The organism is Bacillus sp. JJ1127 (assembly GCF_036965845.1).
In the GTDB taxonomy this organism is placed as follows: Bacteria; Bacillota; Bacilli; order Bacillales; family Bacillaceae_G; genus Bacillus_A.
In genome coordinates this window covers 10,551-18,550 of sequence record NZ_JBALQK010000008.1, presented here as the reverse complement: position 1 = coordinate 18,550, position 8,000 = coordinate 10,551, and the positions used below count along the sequence as shown (strand labels likewise).

General features: G+C 37.6%; 8 protein-coding genes. 2 read left to right on the top strand and 6 right to left on the bottom strand.

From position 1 onward, the window contains the following. Positions 1–209: 209 nt before the first annotated feature. Both argS and V7183_RS01050 read right to left on the bottom strand, forming a co-directional pair. Positions 210–1,880: an arginine--tRNA ligase gene (argS, locus tag V7183_RS01055; protein ID WP_097897437.1), complete on the bottom strand. Its 1,671-nt coding sequence runs from the start codon at positions 1,878–1,880 to the stop codon at positions 210–212. After that, positions 1,880–2,317 (bottom strand): DUF1934 domain-containing protein, encoded by a 438-nt coding sequence (locus V7183_RS01050; protein ID WP_097897436.1) that lies wholly within the window; start codon positions 2,315–2,317, stop codon positions 1,880–1,882. Before V7183_RS01050 ends, argS begins: the two co-directional genes overlap by 1 nt. A 203-nt stretch (positions 2,318–2,520) precedes the next feature. On the opposite strand from V7183_RS01050, the gene V7183_RS01045 reads away from it, so the two are divergent. Beyond that, positions 2,521–3,507 carry a S66 family peptidase gene (locus V7183_RS01045; protein ID WP_097897435.1) on the top strand — a complete coding sequence of 329 codons (987 nt, stop codon included), beginning with the start codon at positions 2,521–2,523 and terminating at the stop codon, positions 3,505–3,507. A 25-nt stretch (positions 3,508–3,532) separates the two neighbouring features. Here the strand turns inward: V7183_RS01045 and V7183_RS01040 are convergent, their stop codons facing one another. After that, complete coding sequence (locus V7183_RS01040) at positions 3,533–3,895, bottom strand: YxeA family protein (protein ID WP_097897434.1); 363 nt, start codon at positions 3,893–3,895, stop codon at positions 3,533–3,535. Positions 3,896–4,130: 235 nt separating this feature from the next. Here V7183_RS01040 and V7183_RS01035 point away from each other — a divergent pair, with 235 nt between their 5' ends. Next, positions 4,131–5,168, top strand: coding sequence for a PTS sugar transporter subunit IIC (locus tag V7183_RS01035; RefSeq protein ID WP_335358447.1), 1,038 nt, complete (start codon positions 4,131–4,133; stop codon positions 5,166–5,168). 106 nt (positions 5,169–5,274) lie between these two features. Here V7183_RS01035 and speB read toward each other — a convergent pair whose 3' ends face one another. The 3 genes from speB to V7183_RS01020 form a co-directional block, all read right to left on the bottom strand. Further along, a complete protein-coding gene (speB, locus tag V7183_RS01030; RefSeq protein WP_097897432.1) occupies positions 5,275–6,147 on the bottom strand; it encodes an agmatinase in 873 nt (290 codons plus the stop codon). Positions 6,148–6,467: 320 nt separating this feature from the next. Then, positions 6,468–7,295, bottom strand: a complete 828-nt coding sequence (speE, locus tag V7183_RS01025) for a polyamine aminopropyltransferase (protein ID WP_097897431.1) — start codon at positions 7,293–7,295, stop codon at positions 6,468–6,470. A gap of 185 nt (positions 7,296–7,480) precedes the next feature. Further along, on the bottom strand, positions 7,481–7,903 hold the full coding sequence (locus V7183_RS01020) for a MerR family transcriptional regulator (RefSeq protein WP_335358446.1): 423 nt from the start codon (positions 7,901–7,903) through the stop codon (positions 7,481–7,483). Positions 7,904–8,000: the final 97 nt, after the last annotated feature.

Here is an 8,000-nt window from a genome sequence, read left to right as displayed (position 1 = left end):
CGAAGTAAAAACAGAAAGATCAAATGAGGGTAGGTTACTTTTTATTCTGCTTAGCAGAGATTTAGATGCCGAAAAGTTAGAATAGATTTATATAGAATAGAGTCGTTATCCGTCTTCTTTTGTCAGCCAAGGACAATAGAAGCATGAGAAAGAAAAAAGCAAAAAAAGAGACCGCGAGCGATCTCTTTTTTTGCTTCTACTTTTCTTTATTACATTTTCTCCGGCGCAGATACTCCAACTAATGATAATGCATTTTGAAGTGTGATGCGCACTGCACGCATTAAGTCGTAACGAGCTTTACTTAATTCTAAGTTATCTTGGTTTAATACTTTTTCTGCATTGTAGAAGCTGTGAAGCGCTGCTGCTAACTCAAATGCATAGCTTGTAATGCGATGTGGCAGACGTTTTTGCGCTGCTTCTGCAACTGCCGCTGGGAATTCACCAAGCTTTTTCAGTAAATCTACTTCTTTTTCAGAAGTAACAAGTTTGTAATTTACATCACCGCCTGCAGCTAATCCAAGTTCTTCACCTTGGCGAAGGATACTGCATACGCGTGCATGAGCATATTGTGCATAGTATACAGGGTTTTCATTAGATTTTGATACAGCTAAGTCCATATCAAAGTCTAAGTGAGAGTCACCACTACGCATTGCAAAGAAGTAACGCATTGCATCCACGCCTACTTCTTCCATAAGCTCACGAAGTGTAACTGCTTTACCTGTACGCTTACTCATTTTTACTTTTTCACCGTTTTGGTATAGTTGTACCATTTGGATGATTTCTACTTCAAGCGTTTCTTTATCGTAACCAAGCGCTTGGATTGCCGCTTTCATACGAGGAATGTAGCCGTGGTGGTCAGCACCCCAAATGTTGATTAATTTATCAAAACCACGCTCTAATTTATCACGGTGATACGCGATATCTGGCGTTAAGTATGTGTAAGAACCATCGTTTTTAATTAACACACGGTTTTTATCATCACCATAAGTCATAGAACGGAACCAAGTCGCTCCATCTTCTTCAAATATTTCATCGCGCTCTTTTAATACTGCAAGAGCCTCATCAATTTTTCCGTTTTTGTATAGTGATGTTTCAGAGAACCATACATCAAACTTAACACGGAAGCTTTCTAAGTCTTTTTGCAGTTTTGCTAGTTCATATTTCAAACCGTACTCACGGTAAAATTCATAGCTTTCTTTCTCATCAGCTTTTGCATAACGATCGCCAAACTCTTCTGCTAAACGTTTTCCGATTCCAACAATGTCCGCACCATGGTAACCGTCTTCTGGCATTTCTTTTTCTAAACCTAACGCTTGCATGTAACGAGCTTCAACAGAAAGAGCTAAGTTATGAATTTGGTTACCAGCATCGTTAATATAATATTCACGAGATACATCGTATCCTGCTTTTGCTAATACGTTACATAATGTGTCACCTACTGCTGCTCCACGTGCATGTCCTAAGTGAAGGTCACCTGTTGGGTTTGCAGATACGAACTCAACTTGTACTTTTTCACCTTTACCAGTGTTTGTCTCACCGTAAGCTTCACCAGCTTTAACAATCGTTGGGATTAAATCTGTTAAGTAGCTGTTATCCATGTAGAAGTTAATAAAACCAGGACCAGCAATTTCAATTTTTTCAATAGAAGCTTTTGCTTTATCGAAGTTTGCAATTAACTCTTCTGCGATCATACGAGGTGCTTTTTTCGCAACACGTGCAAGTTGCATTGCCATGTTTGTAGAGAAATCACCATGTGTTTTATCTTTCGGAGATTCTAATACAACGTTTGGAATTTGTTCTTCTGTTGCTAATTCTGCTTTTAATACTGCAGCTTTAATTTCTTCTTTAATCAATCCTTTTACTTGTTCTAAAGAATTCATTATTTTGCCTCCTTCAAATTAATCGTAATTGTATATCGGCCCGCTTCTTGTTCACTTAGAAGCAATGCATACGTTAAAAAGAGTTGTCCTTTTTTCTTCTCGTCCGACCATTTAAAAAGAACATTATCAGTTTTCGTTTGCAATGCAAACGTACCAAGTTCACTCGTATACGTACCAGTTGTCCATTCACCTTTTGCATGTATTTGACGCATGGAAACGGCACCTGAACGCATGATGAGAACTTGTTCACCTTGAATTTTGATGATTGTCTTTACTTCGCCTTGTTCGTTCGGCTCTTGAAACGTTACATATGTACTTTGACCTTTTACATAGTATTGACCATTTGCGTCAAAAGCAATTGTTTCCTTTCGTGCCCCTTCACGGATTTCTGTTACGAAATGAACGTGTACTGGCAAGCCTGCAAGTTGTTTCTCCACGTCTTGCACACCTTTCAATATGTTATAGATATTAGATAAAGTTTATAATAAATCACTTTTCCTATCATATCAAAAAAAGCCTATGTCTGTCTGCTGAAAAATCAGGAAAACTCTGTTACAAAAAAACAATTTATAAAGTTCTATCTTCTATGATAAAATATCTTTTAAATCGAAATTTTCTTTTATTTAAAGGGGGGCTCCAAATGATTCCACCAAAACTAAAACAAGGTGATGAAATTCGAGTTATTTCACCTGCCTGTAGTTTAAGTATTGTTTCCGATTATAATCGTGATCTTGCTATTAAGCGGCTCACAGATATGGGCTTTCGTATTACCTTTTCAAAAAACGCTGAAGAAATTGATCGTTTTGCTTCTTCTTCCGTTTCTTCACGAGTGCAAGACCTCCATGAAGCTTTCGCCGACTCCAATGTAAAAGCAATTTTAACAACACTTGGAGGATATAATTCCAATGGACTGTTACAGCATATAGATTATGACTTAATTCGCAAGAACCCTAAAATTTTCTGTGGTTATTCTGATATTACTGCTTTAAGCAACGCTATTTATACAAAAACAGGTCTCATTACATATTCAGGTCCTCACTTCTCTTCATTTGGAATGGAGAAAGGGCTTGATTATACAGTAGATTACTTTTTAACATGCATGACTTCTGCAGAACCTATCGAAATACATCCCGCTGAAACGTGGAGCGATGACCCTTGGTATATTGACCAAGAAAATCGAACTTTCTTCCAAAATGAAGGATATGTTTCTATACATGAAGGTGAAGCAATTGGAGAAATTGTTGGTGGTAATATGAGTACCTTTAATTTACTACAAGGCACATCATATATCCCGAACTTACGAGATAAAATATTATTTTTAGAAGAAGATGCTCTCACAGGAAAAGCCACGGTTAAAACTTTTGATCGTTACTTACACTCTCTCATTCAACAACCAGATTTTGAACATATAAAAGGCATTGTGATTGGAAGACTGCAAAAAGGATCTGAAGCTGTCATAGAAGATATCCAAGAAATAATTTATTCAAAACAAAAACTTTCCCACATTCCTGTAATTGCAAATGCCAACTTTGGACATACAACACCGATTTTTACTTTCCCAATTGGCGGACGCGTAAAAATTATTTCCAGCCAAACGCACACATCCATCACACTTTTAACACACTAAAAAAGGAGCGAATCATTCGCTCCTTTTATACTTTTTGCAATTGCTTTAAGGCTTTTTCTGGAACTTCTTCTTTTGAAATTTCAGCCCAGCTTTTTCCTTGCATTCCCTTCGCATAAATTTTTATAAAAGTACCTGTATGTAATTGACGATTCACCATTTTTTTGATGACTTGCGGCTTTCCATCCTCTGTATATCCTTTAAATGTATACAAATATTCATCGTCTTTTTTCTCACCCTTATTTATAACCGCGTAATAATCTTGTATCTCTTTATTTGAAAAGAAATTATCGACAAAAGCCCCGACACCTTCTGTTTTTGTTTGCAAATAATATGCCGTACCACCTAAAAGGATAGCAAAAACGGCTAAAACCCGAATTACCAATTTCATATATGCGCCTCCTGTTGATATATCTTTTGATCCGTTACATACTCATATCCGTATTATACGGGAAAGGGTATACTATACTCTATTGAAATGTATTACATTTTCCTTACACTATCGTAAGAAAAATGCTCTTTGTAGTATTTTCCTAATAAAAAATTTTTCCATTCGAGCAAATTCTGTATTATTATTGAATAATACAAATTTTTATAACAAATATCAAAAAGGAGACAGTTTTCAAATGGCTATCTTGCAAGGTTTAGCACTACTACTTGTTGTACTTTTTCTTTTCACGCTCTTTAGTTACCGTGCTCCTTACGGAATGAAGGCAATGGGTGCTTTAGCTAACGCTGCAATCGCAAGCTTCCTTATTGAAGCATTTCACCGTTATATCGGTGGCGAGATGTTTCATAACAGCTTTTTGCAATCGGTTGGGGAAGCCTCCGGTAGTATGAGCGGTGTCGCAGCTGCCATTTTAGTGGCACTCGCAATTGGTGTATCCCCCGTATATGCTGTTTTAATTGGGATTGCCACTAGTGGATTTGGTATTTTACCAGGCTTTTTCGCTGGATATGTTTGCGCCTTTGTCGTAAAATTCCTTGAAAAGAAATTGCCAGCTGGTGTAGAATTTTTAGCAATCTTATTCATTGCAGCACCACTTTCACGCGGAATGGCCATGCTTATGGATCCCGTTGTAAATGTAACGCTTGGAAAAATCGGCTCTATTATTTCAATCGCAACTACAGAAAGCCCGGTTATTATGGGGATTATGCTTGGCGGGCTCATCACAGTTATCTCTACATCTCCATTAAGCTCCATGGCACTAACTGCTATGTTAGGACTAACAGGCTTACCAATGGCTATTGGTAGTCTTGCAGTAGCGGCCTCTGCTCCAATGAACTTTATTTTCTTTAAACGTTTAAAGATTTGTTCAAAGAAAGATACAATTGCGGTAGCAATTGAACCATTAACACAAGCTGATGTTGTCGCAGCAAATCCAATTCCAATCTATACGACAAATTTTGTCGGTGGTGCACTTGCTGGTATTATTACATCCTTATTCCAACTGGTAAACAATGCCCCTGGTACAGCATCACCAATTCCAGGACTTCTGGTTCTCTTTGGATTTAACGATGTAATGAAAGTAGCAATTGCTGCTGTACTATGCGGAATCGTCACTACAATCATTGGCTATATCGGAACAATCGTTTTCCGCAAATATCCAATTCGTTCTGCTGATGAAATTCGCGGCATCACTTCAAAAGAAAAAGCTGCATAGAAAAAAGGAGCTAGTCTCAAATAATGAGACTAACTCCTTTTTTCTTATAAGCATATATCGAATTTTGCAGAAGCATCGATATATGAGATACGAGCCGCTTCCGCTTTTACTTTACCCAACCAAGCAGCATTTCCCGCACGAATTTGCTTGCTGCGATTGGTGTTTGATCACTATGGTCGTAGATTGGAGCTACTTCTACTAAATCCGCTCCGACTACATTTATATCTGAATTTGCAATTGCTACGATGGAATCTAATAATTCTTTAGATGTGATACCACCAGCTTCTAATGTTCCTGTTCCAGGAGCATGTGCTGGATCCAATACGTCGATGTCAATTGTGACATAAACTGGGCGTCCTGCAAGTTTTGGCAATACTTCCTTTAACGGTTCTAACACTTCAAATTTATATAAGTTCATGCCCACTTCTTTTACCCATTCAAATTCTTCTTTCATACCAGAACGAATCCCGAAAGAATATACGTTTTCCGGACCAATCAAATCACATACTTTACGAATTGGCGTAGCATGGGATAAAGGCTCTCCTTCATATGACTCACGTAAATCAGTATGAGCATCCATATGAATGATTGCTAAGTCCGGATATTTTTTTGCCATTGCCTTAAAAACTGGCCAAGACACTAGGTGCTCACCGCCAAGACCTAGTGGAAACTTACCGGCATCTAATAGTTTTGTTACATATTCTTCAATCATGTCTATACTGCGCTGTGGGTTTCCGAATGGTAGCGGAATATCACCAGCATCAAAATATTTTACTTCTTCTAGTTCACGATCTAAATAGGGACTGTATTCCTCTAGCCCAATTGATACTTCACGAATACGTGCAGGGCCAAAACGAGAACCTGGACGGTAACTTACTGTCCAATCCATTGGCATCCCGTAAATAACTGCCTCTGCCTCTTCAAAACTTGGATGACTTTTAATAAATACTTTACCTGAATAAGCTTCATCAAAACGCATATTCTTTTCCTCCTTATGTGGAACCTAAGGTATCCCAACCTTTCATTATTTCTCAAATTTGGAGCGCTGTACTCCTCTTTCTCGATTTACCTCAATCTTCTTTTAGCGACGAGAAGATTATTTTATTTATCGAAGTGTAAGTAGCTAGCATGCTCAAATCTTTTGGACGCGCACCTTAAATGAGCTACTTACACTTTCATCTATTGTCCAGCTATAGCGGCTAGAATACTCGGTGGCTTCGCTTCTTCTGCGAGGCAAAAAACGCCTCTACGTCTGAAGCTCCATCCCCCTCCTATTCTGAACGAGCCGCTTCCACTTTTCTATTTAATTAAATCCCCAACGAATTTTGGTAATACAAATGCTGCTTTATGCATTTCTTTTGTGTAATATTTTGTTTCGATTTCGTGGAAACGCTCTTCACTTACTTCTAATGGATCATGCTTTTTAGATCCAATTGTGAATGTCCAAAGTCCACTTGGATACGTTGGAATATTTGCAGTGTATAGACGTGTAATTGGGAAAATTTCTTTTACGTCTTTAAACACATTTGAAATTAATTCCGGTGTAAACCAAGGGTTGTCCGTTTGTGCAACGAAAATACCGTCTTCTTTTAATGCTTTAGAGATTCCAGCATAAAATCCTTTTGTAAATAAGTTTACTGCTGGCCCTACTGGCTCTGTAGAGTCAACCATGATTACGTCATATTCGTTTTCGCTTTCTGCGATGTGTAGGAAACCGTCGCCTACTTTCACTTCAACGCGCTCATTATCTAACGCACCTGCAATTGATGGTAAGTACTGTTTAGAGTACTCGATTACTTTACCATCGATTTCAACAAGCGTTGCTTTCTTTACGCTTGGGTGTTTTAACACTTCACGAATAACACCACCATCGCCGCCGCCTACAACTAATACATTTTCAGGGTTTGGATGCGTAAATAAAGGTACATGAGCTACCATTTCATGATACACAAACTCATCCTTTTCCGTTGTCATAACCATGCCATCTAAAATAAGCATGTTTCCAAATTCTTCCGTTTCAACCATATCAAGCTTTTGAAATTCTGTTTGCTCCGTATGTAACGTGCGGTTAATACGCGCCGTAATTCCAAAATGTTTTGTTTGTTTTTCAGTGAACCATAGTTCCATCGTACAATCACGCCTTTCGCTGCAAATTTATAATAGGACATCATTAATGTCCCCTAACAAAAATAAAACAAAACATACAAAAAGTATAGTTAAAAGTACAAAAATACCGAAAATACATTTTAGTCAGACCGTTTTTGTTCGTGTATAAAGAAGATTCCTTCTATGACAACAAAGAAAACCCTTTCTTAAGAAAGGGTTTTTGTCTCTCCTTTTGTGTCCTCTAAAAATTTATTTGCGCGCTCTAAACTATTCTCTAATTCTGCTTTCACGCGCTGCATTTGCTTCATTTTTATATCTAGTGTTTGCACTTGATTCTCGAGCATGTTCTTAATTTCTTGAATAACTTCACGATCACGTGGATTATCACTATTTCGCCTTTGCTCCATGCGCTCTTTTAATGATAAGAAATGCTGCATTTCTTGAAGGGTGATTCCTAGCACTTCTTTTGCTTCTACAATTTTTTTAATACGTGCAATGTCCTCATCTGTGTAAAGACGAATATTCCCTTCACTACGCTCTGGCGGATGAATTAAACCAATTTCCTCATAATAACGAAGTGTACGTTTTGTTAATCCAACTTGCTTTGTTACTTCATCAATTTTATACATGTTTATTCCTCCTCTCATTACATTATTATATTTTACGTTAACGTTAACTTTAATGCGAGTATTATATGTAAATGTTTGTCATATATATAAATCCATT

Coding starts and splice junctions, on each gene's coding strand:
- V7183_RS01020 (WP_335358446.1), bottom strand. CDS start 7,903: ATGTATAAAATTGATGAAGTAACAAAGCAAGTTGGATTAACAAAACGT.
- V7183_RS01045 (WP_097897435.1), top strand. CDS start 2,521: ATGATTCCACCAAAACTAAAACAAGGTGATGAAATTCGAGTTATTTCA.
- argS (WP_097897437.1), bottom strand. CDS start 1,880: ATGAATTCTTTAGAACAAGTAAAAGGATTGATTAAAGAAGAAATTAAA.
- V7183_RS01040 (WP_097897434.1), bottom strand. CDS start 3,895: ATGAAATTGGTAATTCGGGTTTTAGCCGTTTTTGCTATCCTTTTAGGT.
- speE (WP_097897431.1), bottom strand. CDS start 7,295: ATGGAACTATGGTTCACTGAAAAACAAACAAAACATTTTGGAATTACG.
- V7183_RS01035 (WP_335358447.1), top strand. CDS start 4,131: ATGGCTATCTTGCAAGGTTTAGCACTACTACTTGTTGTACTTTTTCTT.
- speB (WP_097897432.1), bottom strand. CDS start 6,147: ATGCGTTTTGATGAAGCTTATTCAGGTAAAGTATTTATTAAAAGTCAT.